We start from the raw sequence: 20,934 nt of genomic DNA, 5'->3' as shown, positions 1-20,934 counted from the left end.
ATCGCCGTTCACTTCACGCCCCAGATTGCTTTGTAATGGCCCTGATAATCGTTTTGCGGGTCATACAGGTTATTGGCGCCGCCGTCGGCGGCGATATTGTCGCGGGTGACCAGATGCGCCGGGGTGACGTAGCCGGAAGGCGGCTGCTTGGCGAAGGCGCGGTTGAATTCGTCCAGCAGTTGCCAACCGTGCAGCTTCAAGGGTTCCGGCACCGTCGCCGACTGGCTGTCGCCCGAGCGGATACGCTGGTAAGCGGAGATTGAACCGTCGCCGGCCGATACGTTGTAAGGTGCGTTCTTGCCGCCTTTGCCGGCGGTCTTCAGCGCCGGCGCCATAAAGTCGAAGTACAGATCGTTGATCGCCAGCGCATATTGGAATTTGTCGCCGTACTTCTGCAGCAGGCTGAAGGTCATCGCCGGCATGCGGTTGGCGGTATCGGCCAGCGGCGTGTCGATGAATTCCAGCAGCGTGCAGCCGCTGCATTTGGCGATCTCTTCTTTCATGACGTTGGCCTTGTCCAAGGCGATTTGGTACAGCGAGTCGGTGAAGATCAGCACGCTCGCCTTGCCGCCGGACTGCACCACCGCGTATTGCGCGGCGATGCGCGCCACTTCGTTGGAGTCCGACGTGACGTTATAGAACACGTTGTATTTGGCTATGGGGCCCGGTTCCGGCACCGCGTGCCAGGCGGTCAGCACGATACCCTGCTGCACGGCCTTTTTCAGCGGGATCTTGGCGACGTTAGGGTTCCAGCCGCCGATCACGATGCCGTCCGGTTTCTGGGCGATGGCCTGATTGAGCGATGCCAGCTGATCTTTCACCGAGCCGCCGCCGTCGAGCGTTTCCAGCTTCCAGCCGGCGGCTTTCGCCGCTTCGCTCAACCCCTGTTGCACCCCTTGCACGCCGCCGTTCTTCATGTCGGAGGCGATAAAAATGATCTTCTTGTTGGCCTGCAGCTGCGGGCCGCTGGTGGGGCCGTCCCACTGGGTGGCGCTGGCGGTGGCCTTCGCGACGGCGGCGGTGGCCTGATCGAGATAGACGTCGGCCCAGGTCGGCGATGCGGCGAGCAATAATGTGGTGAACCCCGGTAACAGCCAAATGCGTTTCATGGTGTGCTCCTGGTTTAAGGGTGGGTCGCTGTCTGATTGTTGTTGTCAGCCGGCGTCGCCTGGCTGCGTTGTACCGCTTTCTGATTGAGCAGCCGGCGGCGTTGGGCATAGCCGGCCAGGGTGATCGACAGCAACAGCGTCGCGCCGTTGAACAGCGGCTCGACCCAGAATTCACCGCCGAACTGCTGAATGCCGGCGATGCCGATAGCCAGAATGGCGATGCCGACCACGGTGCCCCAGACGTTGACGCGCCCAGGGCGAATGGTGGTGCTGCCGAGGAAGGCGCCGACCAGCGCCGGCAGCAGATAGTCCATGCCGACGCTGGCCTGGCCGACGCCCTGTTCGGCGGCGATCAACACGCCGCTGAAACCGGTGAGCACGCTGGAGGCGATGAAAGCGCCGATCGTGAAGCGGTTGACCGAGATGCCGTTCAGGCGCGCCGCCGCCGGGTTGCCGCCCACCGCATACATGCAGCGGCCGAGCGGGGTATGTTCGGTGATGAGCCACAGCACCACCGCGACGATCAGCACGTAAAACGCCACGATCGGAATGCCGGCGATCTCGGTGTGGTGCAGCGCGATAAAGGCATCCGGCAAGTCGCCGACGATCTGCCGCCCGCCGGAGTGCCACAGGGCAATGGCGTACAGCACGGTGCCGGAGCCGAGAGTGGCGACGAAGCTGTCGATATCGGCCAGCGCCACCAGAATGCCGTTCAGCAACCCGTACAGCGCCGAGATCGCCAGCACCGTCAGCACCGCCATCTGCCAGGAGAAGCCGTATTCCACCTGCAGCGTGATCGCCAGGATATGCCACAACACAATGCCGAAACCGACGTTAAGATCGATCTTGCCCACGATCATCGGGATGGTCGCCGCCAGCGCCAACAGGGCGATTTTGGCCTTGCTCGACAGGATCGCCTGCAGCGTCAGCATCGACGCGAAAGAGGGAGTGATCAGTGAGAACAGCACGACCAGCGCGACGCACAGCAGCAGCAGGCCATAGCGGGTGAGAACCTGCATCAGCCAGGGGCCGGCGCCGTCCTGCGCCAGACTGACGCGCTGCTCCAGCGCGGTTGATTTAACGGATGTTTTAGACATGGCCTACCTCGGATTCTGACGTGATTGCGACGCTTTCCCCGGTGCTGGCAGAGGCCAGCTCCAATAAATTGGCGAATGACACCTGCTGATTTTTCAGCTCGCCGACCACTTTCCCACGGTTGAACACCAGTGCGCGGTTGCAAATATGGGCGATCTCCTCGAAATCGTTGGAGATCACCAGCACCGCTACGCCTTCCGCCAGGGATTTATTCAGCAGGTGGTAGATTTCCGCTCGCGCGCCGACGTCCACGCCGGCGGTGGGATCTTCCAGGATCAGCAGCGGCGCTCCCAGGTGCATCCAGCGCGCCATCACCACCTTTTGCTGGTTGCCTCCGGACAGCGCGCTGATATCGATATTGACGTCCTTGGGGCGCACGTCGAACAGCTGCACTTTCCACCAACTGGCGCCGATCTCCGCTCGCCGCCCGTAGCGGGAGAGCAGCCGGTGGCCGCTGGCGCAGGGGTTGATAAACAGGTTTTCACGCACGCTCATCGACATCACCAGGCTTTCGCCGGTGCGATCGCCCGCCACCAGCGAAACGCCGCACGCCATCGCCTGCTGCGGGGAGCTCGCCTGATAGGGCCGATCGCGAAACCGAATCGCGCCGCCTACGGCCTGGCGCAACCCGAACAGCAGCCGGCCAATCTCTTCTTGCCCGGCCCCGCGCAGGCCGGCCAGTGCCAGCATCTCGCCCGGCTGCAAATCGAAGCTCACCGGGCCGATGTCGCCTACCGTGACGCTATCGAGCTGCAGCACCGGCGGACGATGTTCCGGTAGCGGTTCGCGCTGATCGTCCGCCATCGCTTCACCGACGATGGTTTGCACCAGATCGCGCAGCGAGTAGTCGGCGGTGCGGCCGCCGGCGACATAGCGCCCGTCGCGCATTACGCAGACCCGATCGGCGATTTCGATCACTTCGTCCAGGCGGTGGGTGACATAAATCATGCCGACCTTTTTGGCGCGCAGCCGGTTGATCACGGCGAACAGATGGCGCACGTCGTTGGCGGGCAGGGAGGCGGTCGGTTCATCCAGCACCAGCAGCTCGGCGTTGACCGCCACCGCGCGGGCGATCGCCAGCAGCGATTTTTCGGTGCGCGACAGTTCGAAGACGCGCGCATCGGGATCGAGCGCGATACCGACGTCTTGCAGCGCCTGCGCCGCCCGGCGGCGAATGGCTCGCCAGTCGATCAACCCAAAGCGGCGGGGAAACCCCATCACCAGCGCCATGTTCTCCGCCACCGTCATCCATTCAATCAGGCCGAGATCCTGATGAATAAAGGCGATCGGCTGGCGGCTGGCGTTTTTTATCGCGGCGGCGGAGGCGATGCTTGCGCCCTGAAAACGAATATCGCCGCCGTCGCGCGGGTAGACGCCCGCCAGCACTTTGATCAGCGTCGATTTGCCGGCGCCGTTTTCGCCCAGCAGCGCCAGAACCTCGCCCGGCATCACCTGCAGGCTGACGTCGTTGACCGCCACGTTGCCGCCAAATCGCTTGACGATGTGGCTGAGGGTAAGGATGGGTTGTGCCGCATTATCGATAGTCATGTGATGCGCCCCTGGTGTTGTGCCCATGCGACGATGCCGGGCAAATCAGCTAAACCGCTGGTGAGTATCTGGTCTTTAAATTTCAATATGCGAAATTCAATTTCAAAAATAATATGACGTTCGTTGCGCTAAATCAAAGGCGATGAGGTTTTAATTATCTTTATTAAACAATGAGTTATTTTTTACTTTGCGGAAGTGTGACCGATGGCTCACTCCAATGTGGGGGAAATATTGCGGATTTTTGGCCCGCTGCGGACAATGAAACGGCGTTCCGTCTTCACCTGATGCAGGCCTTGGGGTAACATGCCCGGCAAAGAGCCTGCTGACTTCGCCGCAGCGCCGGTTGGCGGTTCGACACTGGAGAGATTTTCGCTATGAGCCTGAAAGCCGTCGACGAGAAAGATGACAAGAAAGACAAACCGCTGGGCAGCCAAAGCCTGTTCCGCGGTTTGCAGTTGATTGAGATCCTGAGCAATTTCCCCAATGGATGCCCACTGGCGCATCTGTCCGAGCTGGCCGGCATGAACAAGAGCACGGTGCACCGCTTGCTGCAGGGGTTACACACCAGCGGCTATGTGACCCAGGCGCCGTCGCCGGGCAGCTACCGCCTGACCACCAAGTTCATTTCCATCGGCCAGAAGGCGCTGTCGTCACTCAATATCATTCACGTGGCCGCGCCGCATTTGGAACAGCTGAACCTGGAAGTGGGTGAGACGGTCAACTTCTCCAGCCGCGAAGACGACCACGTCATCCTGATCTACAAGCTGGAGCCGACCACCGGCATGATGCGCACCCGCGCCTATATCGGCCAGCATATGCCGCTGTACTGTTCGGCGATGGGTAAAATCTTCATGGCCTACGGCAACGACGATTACCCGGCCCACTACTGGCAGAGCCATCAGCAGGAGATTCAGACGCTGACGCGCAATACCATCACCGAGCTGCCGAAAATGTATGAGGAACTGGCCGATATTCGCCAGCGCGGTATGGCGATGGATCGCGAAGAAAACGAGCTGGGGGTCTCCTGCGTGGCGGCGCCGGTATTCGATATTCAACAGCGCGTGCCCTATGCGGTGTCTGTTTCTCTGCCGACCGCCAAGCTGCAGCAAATCGGCGTCAAAAGCCTGATTAAACCGGTGCTGGCCACTGCGCAACGCATCTCGCAGGAGCTGGGGTTCGTCACACCGATTTAAGTATTAGCATCTCTGATACTGGATTAGAAACATCAATTTCACCTAATGATCGCTTCCTCGTATGATGCGCGTGTTGACCGACACGCGCCCTCGTCCGGCGCCTTTTATCATTCGAGGAATCTCCCATGTTAGCCGTCTTCCTGCAGGGTTTTGCCCTGAGCGCCGCCATGATCTTGCCGCTGGGCCCGCAGAACGTATTCGTGATGAATCAGGGCATTCGCCGCCAGTATCATTTGATGATCGCCTCGCTGTGCGCGTTGAGCGATATCGTGCTGATCTGCGCCGGGATTTTCGGCGGCAGCGCGTTGCTGACCCGCTCGCCGCTGCTGCTGGCGCTGGTCACCTGGGGCGGGGTGGCGTTTCTGCTGTGGTATGGCTGGGGCGCGTTCCGTTCCGCCTTCAGCCCGCAACCGGCGCAGGCCGCGGCGCAAGAGCTGGCGCAGAGCCGCTGGCGTCTCGTGGTCACCATGCTGGCGGTCACCTGGCTGAACCCGCACGTTTATCTGGATACCTTTGTGGTGCTCGGCAGCCTGGGCGGGCAACTGACGGCGGACGTTCGCTCCTGGTTCGCGCTCGGCGCGGTCAGCGCGTCGGCGGTGTGGTTCTTCGGGCTGGCGCTGCTGGCCTCCTGGCTGGCGCCGTGGCTGAACACCCAGCGGGCGCAGCGCATCATCAACGCGCTGGTCGGGCTGGTGATGTGGAGCATCGCGCTGCAGCTGGCCTGGCAGGGGGCAAATTTATAAGAATTTGCCACTAATCCGAATTCAAAACGCCGCGCGATATGCTACGTTTGATGCCAGGAATCCGGCGGTTCTCACAGGGAAAAGCCGGCGATCAGAGACAGCCTGTCATTAAGGAGACACTGTGAAGCTAAAAGCATTGGCTATGGCCGCAATGGTCGGATTAGGGACGTTACCGATGGCGCTGCAGGCGGCTGAAGTGCCTGAAGGGCCGCACGTCGTCACCTCCGGCACCGCCAGCGTGGACGCCACGCCGGATATCGCCACCCTGGCGATCGAAGTGAGCGTTTCCTCCAAAGACGCCGCCCAGGCGAAGAAGCAGGTGGACGAGCGCGTAGCGCAGTACTTTGATTTCCTGCAGAAAAATAACATCGAGAAGAAAGACATCAGCGCCGCCAACCTGCGCACCCAGCCGGAGTACGACTACCTGAAAACCGGCGAGTCGGTGCTGAAGGGCTACCGGGCGGTGCGTCAGGTGCAGGTAACCCTGCGTCAGTTGGACAAGCTGAACGAGCTGCTGGACGGCGCGCTGAAATCCGGCCTGAACGAGATCCGCGCGGTGGAGCTGGGCGTCGCCAAGCCGGACGTGTATCGCGAGCAGGCGCGGCAAAAAGCGATCGAGAACGCGACTCAGCAGGCCGAATCCCTGGCCAAAGGTTTCCACGCCAAGCTGGGGCCGGTGTACAGCATTCGCTACCGGGTCGCCAACTACCAGCCGATGCCGGTGGCGCGGATGTATAAGGCGGCCGGTGCGGCGGCGGAAAGCGACGCGGCGCAAACCTATGAGCAGCAAAGCATTCACTTCGACGATCAGGTGGATGTGGTGTTCGAGCTGCAGCGCAACGCCGCGCAGTAAGGTGTTCGTGTTGAAGAAAAGGTTCGCTGCGGCGAACCTTTTTTCGTTTTAATCCTGGCGCAGCACCTGGTGGCCGTGTTCCAGCAGCGCGTCGGTCACTTTGCGCATCATGCGGCTTTCCGGCGCGAAGCGGTGCCAGTACAGCATGCGGCGCTGGTACAGCCCCGGCGTCAGATCGATCAGCTCACCGGAAGCCAGCTCTTTTTCGATCTGCAGATGCGGGATCATACAGCAGGTGGTGCCCTGACGCGCCAGCTGCACGAAGGCTTCCGACGAGTTCACGATATGGCAGGGCACGCTGCCCGGCGACAGATCGAAGTTCTGCTGCAGGAACGCCTGGTGCATGTCGTCGAGATGATCGAAGGCCACCGCCGGCGCTTTCAGCAGCGCGGAGCGGGTGACGCCGCTCGGGAAATAGCGCTCGGCGAAGGCGCTGGAGGCCACGAACAGATAATCCAGCGCCCCCAGCCGATCCACCAGGCAGCTCGGCAGCGGCTGCGGCTGAATACTCACCGCGCCCACCACCTCACCGCGGCGCAGCCGCTCCTGGGTGCGGGTTTCATCTTCCACCTGCAGATTCAGGCGAATGGGGGAGTCCGCCAGCACCGGCTTCAGCGCCGGCAGCAGCCAGGTTGCCAGACTGTCGGCGTTGACCGCCAGCGACAGCAGCAGCGGCGTATCGACGCCGGTGTCGTTGCCCAGCCACTCTTCTTCCAGCAATTCCACCTGATGCAGCAGCGCCAGCAGCTTTTGCCCTTGTTCGGTCGGGCGCGGCGGCACGGTACGGACCAGCAGCGGTTGGCCGAACAGGTTTTCCAGCTGTTTGATGCGTTGGGATACCGCCGATTGCGTGATGCAGAGTTTTTGAGCGGCGCGCTCGAAGCCGCGCTCACGGATCACCGCGTCCAGCGCTTGCAGCGTACGATAGTCTGGGCGTTTCATCGGAAAGATATCCCTTAAATTAGAATGATACCGGCACTATGCCACATTTTGCGCGCGGCGCAGGTGGAAAAATCACGCCCCCGTCTCGCCGCTAAGCGGCTAAAAATGCGGGCTGCGGCAAATAAGTGTGATCCTGCCGGCGTGAAAAACAGCGTTTTACCCTATAATACGCACACGTTTTCGTACAGAGGCAAGGGACATATTATGACGCAGGATGAACTGAAAAAAGCGGTGGGCTGGGCAGCGCTGGAATACGTGACGCCGGGCACCATCGTCGGGGTCGGCACCGGTTCTACCGCCGCCCACTTTATTGACGCGCTGGGCTCCATCAAGCACCAGATCGAAGGCGCGGTGTCCAGCTCCGACGCCTCCACCGCCAAGCTGAAAAGCCTCGGCATCCATGTGTTCGACAGCAATGAAGTGGACTCGCTCGATATTTATGTAGACGGCGCGGACGAAATCAACGGCCATATGCAGATGATCAAAGGCGGTGGCGCGGCGCTGACGCGCGAGAAGATCATCGCCGCCATCGCCAAGAAATTTATCTGCATCGTCGACGCCAGCAAGCAAGTGGACGTGCTGGGCAAGTTCCCGCTGCCGGTGGAAGTGATCCCGATGGCTCGCTCTTACGTGGCGCGTGAGCTGGTGAAACTCGGCGGCCTGCCGGAGTATCGCCAAAACGTGGTGACCGACAACGGCAACGTGATCCTCGATGTGCATAACTTGAGCATCACCGACGCCATCGCGCTGGAGAACAAGATCAACGGCATCGCCGGCGTGGTGACCGTGGGGCTGTTCGCCAACCGCGGCGCGGACGTGGCGCTGGTCGGCACCCCGGAAGGCGTGAAAGTGGTCAAATAAACCTCCGCCGTTTGTGGCCCGGTAGTGCCGGGCCGCATAATTCTTCGGTTAAAATATCTTTTCTGAAAAACGGCAAATTTGGTGACTTATGTCACATTGTGAAAACTGACTCCCCAAAGCTTCTGCCGAAAACTTTCCCTATGGCATTTTCTGCCGTAAACCGCCATCAACGCTGCGCCTTGTCCTGCCGGGCAGGCAATCGTTTGTATTGCCGCCCGCGTTATTTTTGTTATGTTGGATGGGAGCTGTGTCGTCACAGCCGCTTCTGAAGTCTGAACATAGGGTCGGGTAAATGGCAAAAGTATCATTGGAGAAAGACAGGATTAAATTCCTGTTGGTGGAAGGGGTTCATCAGAGCACGGTCGATAATTTACGTGCCGCCGGTTATACCAACATCGAATACCACAAGGGTGCGTTAGACACCGAATCGCTGAAGGCATCCATCCGCGATGCGCACTTCGTCGGCATCCGATCGCGTACGCATCTGACCGAAGAGGTGTTCGCCGCCGCAGAAAAACTGGTGGCTGTGGGCTGCTTCTGCATCGGCACCAACCAGGTTGATCTGAAAGCAGCGACCAAGCGCGGTATTCCGGTCTTCAACGCCCCGTTCTCCAATACCCGATCCGTGGCCGAAATGGTGCTGGGCGAGCTGCTGTTGATGCTGCGCGGCATTCCGGCCGCCAACGCCAAGGCGCACCGCGGCGTGTGGCACAAACTGGCCGTGGGCTCCTACGAGGCGCGCGGCAAAAAGCTGGGCATCATCGGCTACGGCCACATCGGCACCCAGCTGGGCATTCTGGCCGAAGGGCTGGGCATGAAGGTGTTCTTCTACGACATCGAGAACAAGCTGCCGTTAGGTAACGCGCAGCAGGTGCGTCATCTGTCCGATCTGCTCAATATGAGCGACGTGGTGACGCTGCACGTGCCGGAAACGCTGGCCACCAAGAACATGATGGGGGCGGAAGAGCTGGCGCTGATGAAACCGGGCGCCATTCTGATCAACGCCTCGCGCGGCACCGTGGTGGATATTCCCGCGCTGTGCGACGCGCTGGCCAGCAATCACCTGGCGGGCGCGGCGATCGACGTCTTCCCGGAAGAACCGGCGACCAACAGCGATCCGTTCAACTCGCCGCTGTGTGAGTTCGACAACGTGCTGCTGACGCCGCACATCGGCGGCTCCACCCAGGAAGCGCAGGAGAATATCGGCGACGAAGTGGCCGGCAAGCTGGCGAAATACTCCGACAACGGGTCGACCCTGTCCGCCGTCAACTTCCCGGAAGTGTCGCTGCCGGCGCATGGCCCGAACGCCAGCCGCCTGCTGCACATCCACGAAAACCGCCCGGGCGTGCTGACGCAGATTAACCAGATCTTCGCCGAAGAGGGGGTTAACATCGCCGCACAGTATCTGCAAACCGGGCCTGAAATCGGCTACGTGGTGATCGACATCGAAGCGGAAACCGCGCGCGCCGACGCCGCGCTGCAGCGCATGAAGGCCATCGACGGCACCATTCGCGCCCGTCTGCTGTTTTGATTCGGCGGCTCGCCGCAACAAAAAAGGCCGGAGCGATCCGGCCTTTTGCTATTTGGGCTCGTGCCACGCCCAGCTGCAGAGCGGGGTGAGGATTTCCGGCAGCGGGATATCCCAGTGCTCGATCGGCAGGTGCTCCACCTGCTGGCAATCATGGGCCAGGCCGATAGGATAGGGGCCGCCGCTGCGCCAGTTTTGCAGGGTGCGATCGTAAAAGCCGCCGCCCATGCCCAGACGCTGTCCGGTATGATCGAACGCCACCAGCGGCGTCAGCACGACGTCCAACTCGCCCAGCGGCAGCACCTGGCGCACATCGAGGCGCGGTTCGAGAATATTGAAGCGATTGCGCACCAGCGGCGTTTCCGGCGCATAGCGCAGGAACAGCAGGTGGCCAGGGCTGAACGGGTGCAGCACCGGCAGGTAAACCCGTTTGCCGAGCGTCCACAGTTGCTCGATCAGCGGCCCGGTGTCGAGTTCACCGTCAAACGACAGAAATACCGCGATGCTGTGCGCCGCCTTAATGTGCGTATGCGCGACGAGGCGCTCGGCTATCTTGTCTGCGGCAAAGCGTTGCTGGCCCGGCGTAAGCTCGCGCCGACGTTGGCGTATGAGTTGACGAATGGCTTGGCGCTGCTGCGCGAATTGGGGTTGAAAAGGCATCGTATCAGGCTTGCTCAGTGTGGCGTTCAGCACACATAAACCGCTGAGAAGGGGAATCTCCGAGATGCCGTCGCAGGCTGTAACCCTTGAACCCATGGTTCAAGGTGAACGTGCCGTCGCAATCTTAAGGCTTCTCGGCGCACCGAGCGTGCTCACCGATCGCGGAGCAACACATTCTGTTTGTACTAAATATCGGCTCAGGGGACTGGCCCGCTGGCGAACATCTCAGAGAAATTTTGTACTCGTTGCCGAAACTGTGATTTCAACAACTTAAGTTATTCGAATTGTGCATCCTGACGTTCAGAGATGCGACCTTGTTCAAGCAACGCTTGTTCAATGGTCTGCTGCAGCATCCGTATGCGTTGTTCCATATTGGACGCATAGTCACGGGTTTTCAACCGTTCTTGAGCAAGTTCGTGACAGACGTTCAATGCCGCGATGAAAACCAGTTGCTCAGTATTGGAGACTCTAGTGCGAACTTTAAGATCTTGCAACCGTTGGTTAAGATCGTCCGCCGCCATATTCAACGCATCTTGTTGTTCTGGCGGGCAATTGACTCTTAACGAGCGGCCAAAAATTTGAATATCTACCGGTTGTGCAGACATGCCACCTTCCTGCCTAAATTTCGCGCCAGCCTTGTCCGCCCTGGCCGGGCCGTCAAAGCGGGCGCCACTATATATACCTCGGTACCAAGATACAACCCCTTTTTCAGTACCTGGTTGTAATCTACTGTGGCGCACATTGCCAGTCAAAAAAGGGTTTCAAAATGCGTATTTACCGCACTTTCGCCACCCGACGGCGCAGTGTGAAACCTGCCACATCGCGATTATAACTAGCCACTGAGGTGTCGCGCTTATCTGGTATAGCGACGGACCTTGGTGGTAGCATAACACGAACTTATCCTGCCAACGATGACGAATGCGCATGTCTATACAGAATACATTTCCAAGTTACCAATCTTTGACCGTGGCCCTCAACCAGCAGTCGGTGGCGCTGACCGCGGCAGAAATGCACGGCCTGATCAGCGGCCTGCTGTGCGGCGGCAGCCGTGATGCCGGCTGGCAGGCGCTGGTGCACGATCTGACCAACGAAGGCGTCGCCTTCCCGCAGGCGCTCAGCCAACCGCTGCAACAGCTGTATGAAGTGACGCGCGAAACGCTGGAAGACGACGAATTCCTGTTCCAACTGATGTTGCCGGAAGGGGAAGCCGTCAGCGTGTTCGATCGCGCCGACGCGTTGGCCGGTTGGGTCAACCACTTCCTGCTCGGGCTGGGCATGATGCAGCCCAAACTGGCCCAGGTGAAAGACGAAGTCGGTGAAGCGATCGACGATCTGCGCAACATCGCGCAGCTGGGCTACGACGAAGACGAAGATCAGGAAGAATTGGAGCAGTCGCTGGAAGAAGTGGCGGAGTATGTGCGGGTTGCCGCCATCATGTGCTACGGCGAATTCACCCGTCACAAGCCAACGGCGCCGGAAAACATCAAACCGACGTTGCACTAAACGTCCTATCGGCCCTCCGCCGGCGATGCGGATGGCATGATTTCAGGAGAAGGTAATGACTCAGCAGGAATTCAACAACCGCCGTCAGGCGCTGTTGGCGAAAATGGCGCCGGCCAGCGCGGCGGTTATTTTCTCTGCGCCGGAAACGACGCGCAGTGCAGATTCAGACTATCCCTATCGGCAGAACAGCGACTTTTGGTACCTGACCGGCTTCAATGAGCCGGAAGCGGTGCTGGTGCTGATCAAAAGCGACGACACGCACAACCACAGCGTGCTGTTCAACCGGGTGCGCGATCTGACGGCGGAAATCTGGTTTGGCCGCCGCCTGGGGCAAGACGCCGCGCCGGCGAAGCTGGGCGTGGATCGCGCGCTGCCGTTCGATGAAATCAATGACCAGCTGCACCTGCTGCTCAACGGCCTGGACGTGGTTTACCACGCGCAGGGTGAATACGCCTACGCCGATCAGATCCTGTTCGGCGCGTTGGACAAGCTGCGCAAGGGGTTCCGCCAGAATCTGCAGGCGCCGGCCACCGTTACCGACTGGCGGCCGTGGCTGCATGACATGCGCCTGTTCAAATCGCCGGAAGAGCTGGCGGTGATGCGTCGCGCCGGTGAGATCAGCGCGCTGGCGCACACCCGCGCGATGGAAAAATGCCGCCCGGGCATGTTCGAATACCAGCTGGAAGCGGAAATTCACCATGAATTCACCCGCCTCGGCGCCCGCTACCCGTCTTACAACACCATCGTCGGCAGCGGCGAAAACGGCTGTATCCTGCACTACACCGAGAACGAGAGCCAGATGCGCGACGGCGATCTGGTGCTGATCGACGCCGGTTGTGAGTACCAGGGGTATGCCGGCGACATCACCCGCACCTTCCCGGTCAACGGCAAGTTCAGCAAGCCGCAGCGCGCGGTGTACAACATCGTGCTGGCGTCGCTGCAGCGCGCTTTGGAACTGTTTAAACCCGGCACCAGCATCCGCGAAGTCAACGACGAAGTGGTGCGCATCATGGTGGTCGGGCTGGTGGAACTGGGCGTATTGAAAGGTGAAGTCGATCAGTTGATCGCCGAGCAGGCGCACCGGCAGTTCTTCATGCACGGGCTGAGCCACTGGCTGGGCCTCGACGTGCACGACGTCGGCCACTACGGCACGCCGAGCCGCGATCGGCTGCTGGAGCCGGGCATGGTGCTGACCGTGGAACCGGGGCTGTACATTGCGCCGGATGCGGACGTGCCGGCGGAATACCGCGGCATCGGCATCCGCATCGAGGACGACATCGTGATCACCGCCGACGGCAATGAAAACCTGACCGCCACCGTAGTGAAAGACGCCGATGCCATCGAAGCGTTGATGGCGGCGGCAAGGTCATAAAATGAGTGTAATTATCGTTGGTGGCGGTATGGCGGGCGCGACGCTGGCGCTGGCTATCTCGTCGCTTACTCAGGGAAGAATGGCGGTGGATCTGGTCGAGGCGACTCGGCCGGATGACCACAGCCATCCGGGCTTTGACGCCCGCGCCATCGCACTGGCGCAGGGCACCTGCCAACAGCTGGCGCGCATCGGCGTTTGGCCGGCGCTGCGCGATTGCGCTACGCCGATCGCTCAGGTGCACGTTAGCGATCGCGGCCACGCCGGTTTCGTGAATCTGCAGGCGCAGGATTATCAGGTCGATGCGCTCGGCCAGGTGATCGAACTGCATGACGCCGGGCAGCGGCTGTTCGCGCTGCTGGCGAAGGCGCCGGGCGTTACGCTGCACTGCCCCGCGCGGGTGGTGGACGTGATTCGCACCGCCGAGCGGGCGGAAGTACAACTGGATACCGGTCTGCGCCTGTGCGGGCAACTGCTGGTGGCGGCCGACGGTTCGCGTTCGGCGCTGGCGCAGGCCTGCAACGTGCAGTGGCGGCAGGAGGACTATCCGCAGTTCGCCACCATCGCCAACGTCACCACGGCGGAAGATCCGCAGGGGCGCGCCTTCGAGCGTTTTACCCGCTACGGGCCGCTGGCGCTGCTGCCGATGTCGCAGGGGCGCAGTTCGCTGGTGTGGTGCCATGCGCGCGAAGATCGCGCCCGGGTGGACGCCTGGGACGACGAGCGATTTATCGCCGAGCTGCAACAGGCCTTCGGCTGGCGGCTGGGGCGCATCCTCAAGGCCGGTAAACGGCACAGCTATCCGCTCAGCCTGCTGACCGCCGAACGCCATGCCAGCCATCGTCTGGCGCTGGTGGGCAACGCGGCGCAGACGCTGCATCCGATCGCCGGGCAGGGGTTCAACCTCGGTCTGCGCGACGTGATGTCGCTGGCGGAAACGCTGGCGGAAGCGGTGAACAGCGGCGAAGACGCCGGTGGTTATGCGCTGCTGAGCCGCTATCAGCAGCGGCGGCAAAACGATCAGCAGGCGACGATCGGCGTGACCGACGGATTGATCCGCCTGTTCGCCAACCGTTATGCCCCGCTGGTGGTCGGCCGCAACCTGGGGCTGATGGCGATGGAGCGTTTGCCGGCGGTGCGCGACGCCTTCGCCAAGCGCACGCTCGGCTGGGTGGAACGTTAGACACAGAATCGGGCGCCCTGTGGCGCGCCCAAAACGCGGCGCGGCAAGGCGTCGCGCGTTATTTAAGGAAATCGAGCAGCATGCAATCATTTGACGTGATTATCGCCGGTGGCGGTATGGTGGGGCTGGCGTTGGCCTGCGGCCTGCAGGGCAGCGGGCTGCGCGTGGCGGTGCTGGAGCAGCGCCAGCCGGACATGGCGCCGCCGTCGGAGCAGCCAGCGCTGCGCGTCTCCGCCATCAATGCCGCCAGCGAGCGTTTGCTGCAGCATATCGGCGTGTGGGATGACATTCTCCAGCTGCGCGCCAGCGCTTATAACGCGATGGAAGTGTGGGATCGCGACAGCTTTGGCAAAATCGCCTTCCGCGGCGACGAGTGCGGCTTCAGCCATCTTGGCCACATCATCGAAAACTCGGTGATCCAGCAGGCGCTGTGGAAACGCGCCGAAAGCCTGTCGGACATCACGCTGATTACCCCGGCCGCGCTCAAGCAGGTGGCGTGGGGCGAGAACGACGCTTTCGTCACGCTGGAGGATGGCCGCATGCTGACCGCCCGCCTGGTGATCGGCGCCGACGGCGCCCAGTCGTGGCTGCGCCAGCACGCCGACATTCCGCTTACCTTCTGGGATTACCGCCACCATGCGCTGGTCGCCACCATTCGCACCGAAGAGCCGCATCAGGCGACGGCGCGGCAAATTTTCCACGGCGACGGCATTCTGGCGTTCCTGCCGTTCAACGATCCGCATTTGAGCTCCATCGTCTGGTCGGTGACGCCGGAAGAGGCCGAGCGGCTCAAGCAGCTGGAACCGGCGCAGTTCAACCGCGAACTGGCGATGGCCTTCGACATGCGCCTGGGGGCTTGCAGCCTGGAAAGCGAACGGCTGGCGTTCCCGCTGACCGGCCGCTATGCGCGCAGTTTCGCCGCGCACCGCCTGGCGCTGGTGGGCGATGCGGCGCATACCGTGCATCCATTGGCCGGGCAGGGCGTGAATCTGGGCTTTATGGACGCCGCCGAGCTGATTTCCGAACTGCGCCGCCTGCAGCGGCAGGGCAAGGATATCGGCCAGCACCTCTATCTGCGCCGCTATGAGCGCCGCCGCAAACATGGCGCGGCGGTAATGCTGGCCAGCATGCAGGGGTTCCGCGAATTGTTCGACGGCAACCACCCGGCCAAAAAGCTGCTGCGCGACGTGGGCCTGCGGCTGGCGGACAGCCTGCCGGGCGTCAAGCCGAAGCTGGTGCGTCAGGCGATGGGCCTGAACGATCTGCCCGAGTGGCTTGCCTGACATCCTGCCTTCTGCGAGCCCTCCGCGGGCTCGCGCTTCTTGCCTTATGCCATCGTCTTTCCTTATATAACCCTTCATTTGAAATAATCTAATTTCAGCCGTTTTTTATCATTACTTTTTCTAATTCCATGTTCGGTTATCAAAAGTCGGAATCTCATGTGCGGCCGTCGGTTTGTTATATAACTTCGGAGTTTTGCCGCTTTAATTGTTAATTTTGTGCCTTAAAGCGCATTTTTCCAGTGAAAAACTCTGCACACTAGCCCGGCATTTTACCGCCCCGGAACGGCGATGAGCCTATTTTAACTTATGGTTAATGTGGTCGTTCGGTGATAAGTTCGAGGGAAAGGTATCGTTTGCGTCACGGCGGTTGCACGCAGTTTCCGCCCGTCCCGGCGCAGCATTTGTGTTGAGCAGTCAGTGCGCCATGGCGATCGGGCCGCGAGCCAGGCTCCGCCGCATTGCGTGGCAGCACCCTAACTTCTAGCGACGAGTGGAAAGAGGGAAAAGATGGCAAAGCAAACCCCACTGTACGACCAGCACGTGGCGTGCGGTGCGCGCATGGTAGACTTTCACGGCTGGATGATGCCGCTGCACTACGGCTCGCAGCTTGATGAGCACCACGCGGTGCGTCAGGATGCCGGCATGTTCGACGTGTCTCACATGACCATTGTGGATCTGCACGGCGCCCGCACCCGCGAGTTCCTGCGCTACCTGCTGGCGAACGACGTCGCCAAACTGACCCAACCCGGCAAAGCGCTGTACACCGGCATGCTGAATGCCTCCGGCGGCGTGATCGACGACCTGATCGTTTATTTCCTCACTGAAGACTATTTCCGCCTGGTGGTGAACTCCGCCACCCGCGACAAAGACCTGGCCTGGATCGAAGAGCACGCTGCGCCGTATGGCGTTGCGCTGACGGTGCGCGACGATCTGGCGTTGATCGCGGTGCAGGGCCCGCAGGCCAAAGAGCGCGCCGGCACGCTGTTCACCCCGGAACAAAAAAGCGCGGTTGAAGGCATGAAGCCATTCTTCGGCGTACAGGCCGGCGAGCTGTTCATCGCCACCACCGGTTACACCGGCGAGGCCGGTTATGAGATCGCGCTGCCAAAAGCGCAGGCGGCGGATTTCTGGCAAAAATTGCTGGCCGCGGGCGTCAAGCCGGCCGGTCTGGGCGCGCGCGACACGCTGCGTCTGGAAGCGGGCATGAACCTCTACGGGCAAGAGATGGACGAAGGCGTTTCGCCGCTGGCCGCCAACATGGGCTGGACCATCGCCTGGCAGCCGGAAGATCGCCGTTTCATCGGCCGCGAAGCGCTGGAACAACAGCGCGAGCAGGGTACCGAGCAACTGGTCGGCTTGATCATGACGGAAAAAGGCGTATTACGTAATGAGCTGCCGGTGCGTTTCACCGACGCGGCGGGACAAACTCACGAAGGCGTGATCACCAGCGGTTCGTTCTCTCCGACGCTGGGCTTCAGCATCGCGCTGGCGCGCGTGCCGGCGGGCATCGGCGAACAGGCCATCGTGCAGATCCGCAACCGTGAAATGCCGGTCAAAGTGACCAAGCCCGGTTTCGTTCGCGCCGGCAAGCCGCTGACAAATTGATTTTTTATTGATTGATTCTTTTATTTCTTCGAAGGAGTAACCGGCGATGAGCAATGTGCCAACAGAATTGAAATACGCATCCTCCCACGAGTGGGTTCGTTCAGAAGGTAACGGCGTTTACACCGTAGGCATCACCGAACACGCGCAGGAACTGCTGGGCGATATGGTGTTTGTCGATCTGCCGGAAGTGGGCCGCCGCGTCGCCGCCGGTGAAGATTGCGCCGTGGCGGAGTCCGTCAAGGCGGCGTCGGACATTTACGCGCCAATCAGCGGCGAAATCGTGGCGGTGAACGGCGAGCTGGAAAGCTCCCCGGAACTGGTCAACAGCGAACCTTACGGTGACGGCTTCCTGTTCCAGATTAAAGCCGCCGACGAAGGCGAGCTGGCGAACCTGCTGGACGCCGCGGCTTATCAGGCCTCGATCGACGAGTAATCGTGACCACGCCCCAGGCCTTTCGGCCGGGGCGTTTTAGTTACCGCTCAAGCTATATCCCGTATCACGCAAGCATTCAGGAATTTGTAGCAATGACCCAGACACTCAGCCAACTCGAACACAGCGAAGCGTTCATCGAACGCCACATCGGCTCTTCTGCGGAACAACGCCAGGAGTTGCTGGCAGCGGTGGGCGCTCGCTCGCTCAGCGCGCTGATACAACAGATCGTGCCGGCGGACATTCAGCTGCCGGGGCCGCCGCCGGTCGGCGACGCGGCGACCGAACACCAGGCGCTGGCTGAGCTGAAGGCGATCGCCTCGCAGAATCAGCGCTACAAATCCTATATCGGCATGGGCTACAGCGCCGTGCTGACGCCGCCGGTGATCCTGCGCAACATGCTGGAAAATCCGGGCTGGTACACCGCTTACACCCCTTATCAGCCGGAAGTGTCGCAGGGCCGCCTGGAAGCGCTGCTGAACTTCCAGACCGTGACTCTCGATCTGACCGGCCTGGATCTGGCTTCCGCTTCGCTGCTGGATGAAGCCACCGCCGCCGCCGAAGCGATGGCCTTGGCCAAACGCGCCAGCAAGCTGAAAGACGTCAACCGCTTCTTCGTGGCTGACGACGTGCATCCGCAGACGCTGGACGTGGTGCGCACCCGCGCCGAAACCTTCGGCTTCGACGTCATCGTCGATAAAGCGGAAAAAGTGCTGGAGCTGGACGGCGTGTTCGGCGTGCTGCTGCAACAGGTGGGCACCACCGGCGAGCTGCACGACTACAGCGCGCTGCTGGCCGAACTGAAATCGCGCAAAATCATCACCAGCGTGGCCGCCGACATTATGGCCCTGGTGCTGCTGACCGCGCCGGGCAAGCAGGGCGCCGACGTGGTGTTCGGCTCCGCGCAGCGCTTCGGCGTGCCGATGGGCTATGGCGGCCCGCACGCCGCCTTCTTCGCCTGCCGCGACGAGTTCAAGCGCTCGATGCCGGGCCGCATCATCGGCGTTTCCCGCGATGCCGCCGGCAACACCGCGCTGCGCATGGCGATGCAGACCCGCGAGCAGCATATCCGCCGCGAGAAGGCCAACTCGAATATCTGTACCTCGCAGGTGCTGTTGGCCAACATCGCCAGCCTGTATGCGGTATATCACGGCCCGCAAGGGCTGCAGCGCATCGCCGGGCGTATCCATCGCCTGACCGACATTCTGGCCGCCGGGCTGCAGAAGGCCGGCCTGACGCTGCGCCACAACACCTGGTTCGACACCCTGACCGTTGAAGTGAAAGACAAAGCGGCGGTGCTGGAACGCGCGCTGAGCTTCGGCATCAACCTGCGTACCGATATCCACGGCGCCGTAGGCATCACGCTGGACGAAGCCACCTCGCGCGAAGACGTGCAGACGCTGTTCGCACTGCTGGCCGGCGACAACCACGGCCTGGACATCGACGCGCTGGACGCGGCGGTGAGCAAGAGCAGTCAATCGATCCCGGCCGCCATGTTGCGCCAGGATCCGATCCTGACCCACCCGGTATTCAACCGCTATCACAGCGAAACCGAGATGATGCGCTATATGCATCGCCTGGAGCGCAAGGATCTGGCGCTGAACCAGGCGATGATCCCGCTGGGCTCTTGCACCATGAAATTGAACGCCGCGGCGGAAATGATCCCGATCACCTGGCCTGAATTCTCCGAGCTGCACCCGTTCTGCCCGCCGGAGCAGGCTGCCGGCTACCAGCAGATGATCGGCCAACTGTCTCAGTGGCTGGTGCAACTGACCGGCTATGACGCGGTGTGCATGCAGCCGAACTCCGGCGCGCAGGGCGAATACGCCGGCCTGCTGGCAATCCGCCGCTACCACGAAAGCCGCAACGAAGCGGGCCGTCACGTCTGCCTGATCCCGAGCTCCGCGCACGGCACCAACCCGGCCTCCGCCCAGATGGCGGGCATGAGCGTGGTGGTGGTCGCCTGCGACAAGAACGGCAACATCGATCTGCACGATCTGCGCGTCAAGGCGGAGCAGGCAGGCGAAGAGCTCTCTTGCATCATGGTGACCTACCCGTCGACCCACGGCGTGTATGAAGAAACCATCCGCGAAGTGTGCCAGATCGTGCATCAGTTCGGCGGCCAGGTGTATCTGGACGGCGCCAACATGAACGCCCAGGTGGGCATCACCACGCCAGGCTATATCGGCGCGGACGTTTCGCACCTCAACCTGCATAAAACCTTCTGCATCCCGCACGGCGGCGGCGGCCCGGGCATGGGCCCGATCGGCGTGAAAGCGCACCTGGCGCCGTTTGTGCCGGGCCACAGCGTCGTGCAGATCGACGGCGTAACCACCCAGCAGGGCGCGGTCTCCGCGGCGCCGTTCGGCAGCGCCTCCATCCTGCCTATCAGCTGGATGTACATCCGCATGATGGGCGCGGAAGGCCTGAAGCAGGCCAGCCAGATGGCGATCCTGAACGCCAACTACATCGCTACCCGCCTGAAAGACGCCTATCCGATTCTGTATACCGGCCGCGATCACCGCGTGGCGCACGAATGTATCCTCGATATTCGTCCGCTGAAGGAAGAGACCGGCATCAGCGAAATGGACATCGCCAAGCGCCTGATCGACTTCGGCTTCCACGCGCCGACCATGTCGTTCCCGGTGGCGGGCACGCTGATGGTCGAGCCGACCGAGTCGGAAAGCAAAGTGGAGCTGGATCGCTTTATCGATGCGATGCTGGCGATCCGCAGCGAGATCGACCGCGTCGCCAAAGGCGAATGGCCGCTGGAAGACAACCCGCTGGTGAATGCGCCGCACGTGCAGGCTGAGCTGGTTAACGACTGGCAGCATCCGTACAGCCGTGAGCTGGCGGTGTTCCCGGTGGCCGGCGTGCGCGAGAACAAGTACTGGCCGAGCGTTAAGCGTCTGGATGACGTGTACGGCGACCGTAACCTGTTCTGCTCTTGCGTGCCGATGAGCGACTACGAATAACACGTTCGGCAAAGTTTGTGTTCGGGGGACACCGCATCATGCGGTGTCCCTTTT

General features: G+C 61.4%; 18 protein-coding genes and 1 other RNA gene. 12 read left to right on the top strand and 7 right to left on the bottom strand.

Annotated elements, in window-relative coordinates; all coding sequences use genetic code 11:
* Positions 1-8: 8 nt before the first annotated feature.
* From ACJ8HH_RS22570 to ACJ8HH_RS22560, 3 genes are read right to left on the bottom strand one after another with little or no spacing between them, the layout of a single operon-like run.
* On the bottom strand, positions 9-1,109 hold the full coding sequence (locus ACJ8HH_RS22570) for an ABC transporter substrate-binding protein (protein ID WP_049212573.1): 1,101 nt from the start codon (positions 1,107-1,109) through the stop codon (positions 9-11).
* A gap of 14 nt (positions 1,110-1,123) precedes the next feature.
* Positions 1,124-2,206 (bottom strand): ABC transporter permease, encoded by a 1,083-nt coding sequence (locus ACJ8HH_RS22565; protein WP_049212575.1) that lies wholly within the window; start codon positions 2,204-2,206, stop codon positions 1,124-1,126.
* Positions 2,199-3,752, bottom strand: a complete 1,554-nt coding sequence (locus ACJ8HH_RS22560; RefSeq protein ID WP_060452067.1) for a sugar ABC transporter ATP-binding protein — start codon at positions 3,750-3,752, stop codon at positions 2,199-2,201. The genes ACJ8HH_RS22565 and ACJ8HH_RS22560 overlap by 8 nt, the downstream gene beginning before the upstream one ends.
* A 374-nt stretch (positions 3,753-4,126) precedes the next feature.
* On the opposite strand from ACJ8HH_RS22560, the gene ACJ8HH_RS22555 reads away from it, so the two are divergent.
* From ACJ8HH_RS22555 to ACJ8HH_RS22545, 3 genes are all read left to right on the top strand, one after another.
* A complete protein-coding gene (locus ACJ8HH_RS22555) occupies positions 4,127-4,945 on the top strand; it encodes an IclR family transcriptional regulator (protein ID WP_033649427.1) in 819 nt (272 codons plus the stop codon).
* A gap of 125 nt (positions 4,946-5,070) precedes the next feature.
* Positions 5,071-5,688, top strand: coding sequence for an arginine exporter ArgO (argO, locus tag ACJ8HH_RS22550; RefSeq protein ID WP_060452066.1), 618 nt, complete (start codon positions 5,071-5,073; stop codon positions 5,686-5,688).
* Positions 5,689-5,809: 121 nt separating this feature from the next.
* Positions 5,810-6,541 (top strand): oxidative stress defense protein, encoded by a 732-nt coding sequence (locus ACJ8HH_RS22545; protein ID WP_025160209.1) that lies wholly within the window; start codon positions 5,810-5,812, stop codon positions 6,539-6,541.
* A 48-nt stretch (positions 6,542-6,589) separates the two neighbouring features.
* Here the strand turns inward: ACJ8HH_RS22545 and ACJ8HH_RS22540 are convergent, their stop codons facing one another.
* Positions 6,590-7,483 (bottom strand): LysR family transcriptional regulator ArgP, encoded by an 894-nt coding sequence (locus tag ACJ8HH_RS22540; protein WP_033635863.1) that lies wholly within the window; start codon positions 7,481-7,483, stop codon positions 6,590-6,592.
* Positions 7,484-7,687: 204 nt separating this feature from the next.
* Between ACJ8HH_RS22540 and rpiA the strand changes: the two genes are divergently transcribed.
* On the top strand, positions 7,688-8,344 hold the full coding sequence (gene rpiA, locus ACJ8HH_RS22535; RefSeq protein ID WP_025304157.1) for a ribose-5-phosphate isomerase RpiA: 657 nt from the start codon (positions 7,688-7,690) through the stop codon (positions 8,342-8,344).
* Positions 8,345-8,636: 292 nt separating this feature from the next.
* Complete coding sequence (gene serA / locus ACJ8HH_RS22530) at positions 8,637-9,875, top strand: phosphoglycerate dehydrogenase (protein ID WP_025304156.1); 1,239 nt, start codon at positions 8,637-8,639, stop codon at positions 9,873-9,875.
* A 48-nt stretch (positions 9,876-9,923) separates the two neighbouring features.
* Here serA and ACJ8HH_RS22525 read toward each other — a convergent pair whose 3' ends face one another.
* The 3 genes from ACJ8HH_RS22525 to zapA form a co-directional block, all read right to left on the bottom strand.
* Complete coding sequence (locus tag ACJ8HH_RS22525) at positions 9,924-10,532, bottom strand: 5-formyltetrahydrofolate cyclo-ligase (RefSeq protein ID WP_060388362.1); 609 nt, start codon at positions 10,530-10,532, stop codon at positions 9,924-9,926.
* A 52-nt stretch (positions 10,533-10,584) separates the two neighbouring features.
* Positions 10,585-10,767: non-coding RNA, 6S RNA (gene ssrS, locus ACJ8HH_RS22520), on the bottom strand.
* A 40-nt stretch (positions 10,768-10,807) separates the two neighbouring features.
* A complete protein-coding gene (zapA, locus tag ACJ8HH_RS22515; protein ID WP_004931621.1) occupies positions 10,808-11,137 on the bottom strand; it encodes a cell division protein ZapA in 330 nt (109 codons plus the stop codon).
* 319 nt (positions 11,138-11,456) lie between these two features.
* Here zapA and ACJ8HH_RS22510 point away from each other — a divergent pair, with 319 nt between their 5' ends.
* The 7 genes from ACJ8HH_RS22510 (at position 11,457) to gcvP (ending at position 20,880) form a co-directional block, all read left to right on the top strand.
* On the top strand, positions 11,457-12,035 hold the full coding sequence (locus ACJ8HH_RS22510; protein WP_033635861.1) for a YecA/YgfB family protein: 579 nt from the start codon (positions 11,457-11,459) through the stop codon (positions 12,033-12,035).
* A 55-nt stretch (positions 12,036-12,090) separates the two neighbouring features.
* Positions 12,091-13,407: a Xaa-Pro aminopeptidase gene (gene pepP / locus ACJ8HH_RS22505; RefSeq protein WP_060452065.1), complete on the top strand. Its 1,317-nt coding sequence runs from the start codon at positions 12,091-12,093 to the stop codon at positions 13,405-13,407.
* Between the two features lies 1 nt (position 13,408).
* The gene (gene ubiH, locus ACJ8HH_RS22500) at positions 13,409-14,587 is read left to right on the top strand and encodes a 2-octaprenyl-6-methoxyphenyl hydroxylase (protein WP_060452064.1); all 1,179 of its coding nucleotides are present in this window, start codon (positions 13,409-13,411) and stop codon (positions 14,585-14,587) included.
* An 80-nt stretch (positions 14,588-14,667) separates the two neighbouring features.
* Positions 14,668-15,870: an FAD-dependent 2-octaprenylphenol hydroxylase gene (ubiI, locus tag ACJ8HH_RS22495; RefSeq protein WP_060426904.1), complete on the top strand. Its 1,203-nt coding sequence runs from the start codon at positions 14,668-14,670 to the stop codon at positions 15,868-15,870.
* 507 nt (positions 15,871-16,377) lie between these two features.
* On the top strand, positions 16,378-17,475 hold the full coding sequence (gene gcvT, locus ACJ8HH_RS22490) for a glycine cleavage system aminomethyltransferase GcvT (protein ID WP_049232314.1): 1,098 nt from the start codon (positions 16,378-16,380) through the stop codon (positions 17,473-17,475).
* A 46-nt stretch (positions 17,476-17,521) separates the two neighbouring features.
* Positions 17,522-17,908: a glycine cleavage system protein GcvH gene (gcvH, locus tag ACJ8HH_RS22485; RefSeq protein WP_033649434.1), complete on the top strand. Its 387-nt coding sequence runs from the start codon at positions 17,522-17,524 to the stop codon at positions 17,906-17,908.
* A gap of 92 nt (positions 17,909-18,000) precedes the next feature.
* The gene (gcvP, locus tag ACJ8HH_RS22480) at positions 18,001-20,880 is read left to right on the top strand and encodes an aminomethyl-transferring glycine dehydrogenase (protein ID WP_060419328.1); all 2,880 of its coding nucleotides are present in this window, start codon (positions 18,001-18,003) and stop codon (positions 20,878-20,880) included.
* The last annotated feature ends 54 nt before the right edge of the window (positions 20,881-20,934 follow it).

The sequence above is a fragment of the Serratia sp. CY32780 genome, assembly GCF_052169135.1.
GTDB classification, from domain to species: Bacteria; Pseudomonadota; Gammaproteobacteria; order Enterobacterales; family Enterobacteriaceae; genus Serratia; species Serratia sarumanii.
Note: the sequence above shows the minus strand (reverse complement) of the source record. Positions and strands in the feature narration are given on the sequence as shown.

Excerpts from the sequence above, each read along its gene's own strand:
- ACJ8HH_RS22525 (WP_060388362.1), bottom strand. The coding sequence starts at position 10,532 with ATGCCTTTTCAACCCCAATTCGCGCAGCAGCGCCAAGCCATTCGTCAA.
- argO (WP_060452066.1), top strand. The coding sequence starts at position 5,071 with ATGTTAGCCGTCTTCCTGCAGGGTTTTGCCCTGAGCGCCGCCATGATC.
- gcvT (WP_049232314.1), top strand. The coding sequence starts at position 16,378 with ATGGCAAAGCAAACCCCACTGTACGACCAGCACGTGGCGTGCGGTGCG.
- ubiI (WP_060426904.1), top strand. The coding sequence starts at position 14,668 with ATGCAATCATTTGACGTGATTATCGCCGGTGGCGGTATGGTGGGGCTG.
- ACJ8HH_RS22570 (WP_049212573.1), bottom strand. The coding sequence starts at position 1,109 with ATGAAACGCATTTGGCTGTTACCGGGGTTCACCACATTATTGCTCGCC.
- rpiA (WP_025304157.1), top strand. The coding sequence starts at position 7,688 with ATGACGCAGGATGAACTGAAAAAAGCGGTGGGCTGGGCAGCGCTGGAA.
- zapA (WP_004931621.1), bottom strand. The coding sequence starts at position 11,137 with ATGTCTGCACAACCGGTAGATATTCAAATTTTTGGCCGCTCGTTAAGA.
- ubiH (WP_060452064.1), top strand. The coding sequence starts at position 13,409 with ATGAGTGTAATTATCGTTGGTGGCGGTATGGCGGGCGCGACGCTGGCG.
- serA (WP_025304156.1), top strand. The coding sequence starts at position 8,637 with ATGGCAAAAGTATCATTGGAGAAAGACAGGATTAAATTCCTGTTGGTG.
- ACJ8HH_RS22560 (WP_060452067.1), bottom strand. The coding sequence starts at position 3,752 with ATGACTATCGATAATGCGGCACAACCCATCCTTACCCTCAGCCACATC.
- ACJ8HH_RS22540 (WP_033635863.1), bottom strand. The coding sequence starts at position 7,483 with ATGAAACGCCCAGACTATCGTACGCTGCAAGCGCTGGACGCGGTGATC.
- ACJ8HH_RS22510 (WP_033635861.1), top strand. The coding sequence starts at position 11,457 with ATGTCTATACAGAATACATTTCCAAGTTACCAATCTTTGACCGTGGCC.
- gcvP (WP_060419328.1), top strand. The coding sequence starts at position 18,001 with ATGACCCAGACACTCAGCCAACTCGAACACAGCGAAGCGTTCATCGAA.
- pepP (WP_060452065.1), top strand. The coding sequence starts at position 12,091 with ATGACTCAGCAGGAATTCAACAACCGCCGTCAGGCGCTGTTGGCGAAA.
- ACJ8HH_RS22555 (WP_033649427.1), top strand. The coding sequence starts at position 4,127 with ATGAGCCTGAAAGCCGTCGACGAGAAAGATGACAAGAAAGACAAACCG.
- ACJ8HH_RS22565 (WP_049212575.1), bottom strand. The coding sequence starts at position 2,206 with ATGTCTAAAACATCCGTTAAATCAACCGCGCTGGAGCAGCGCGTCAGT.
- gcvH (WP_033649434.1), top strand. The coding sequence starts at position 17,522 with ATGAGCAATGTGCCAACAGAATTGAAATACGCATCCTCCCACGAGTGG.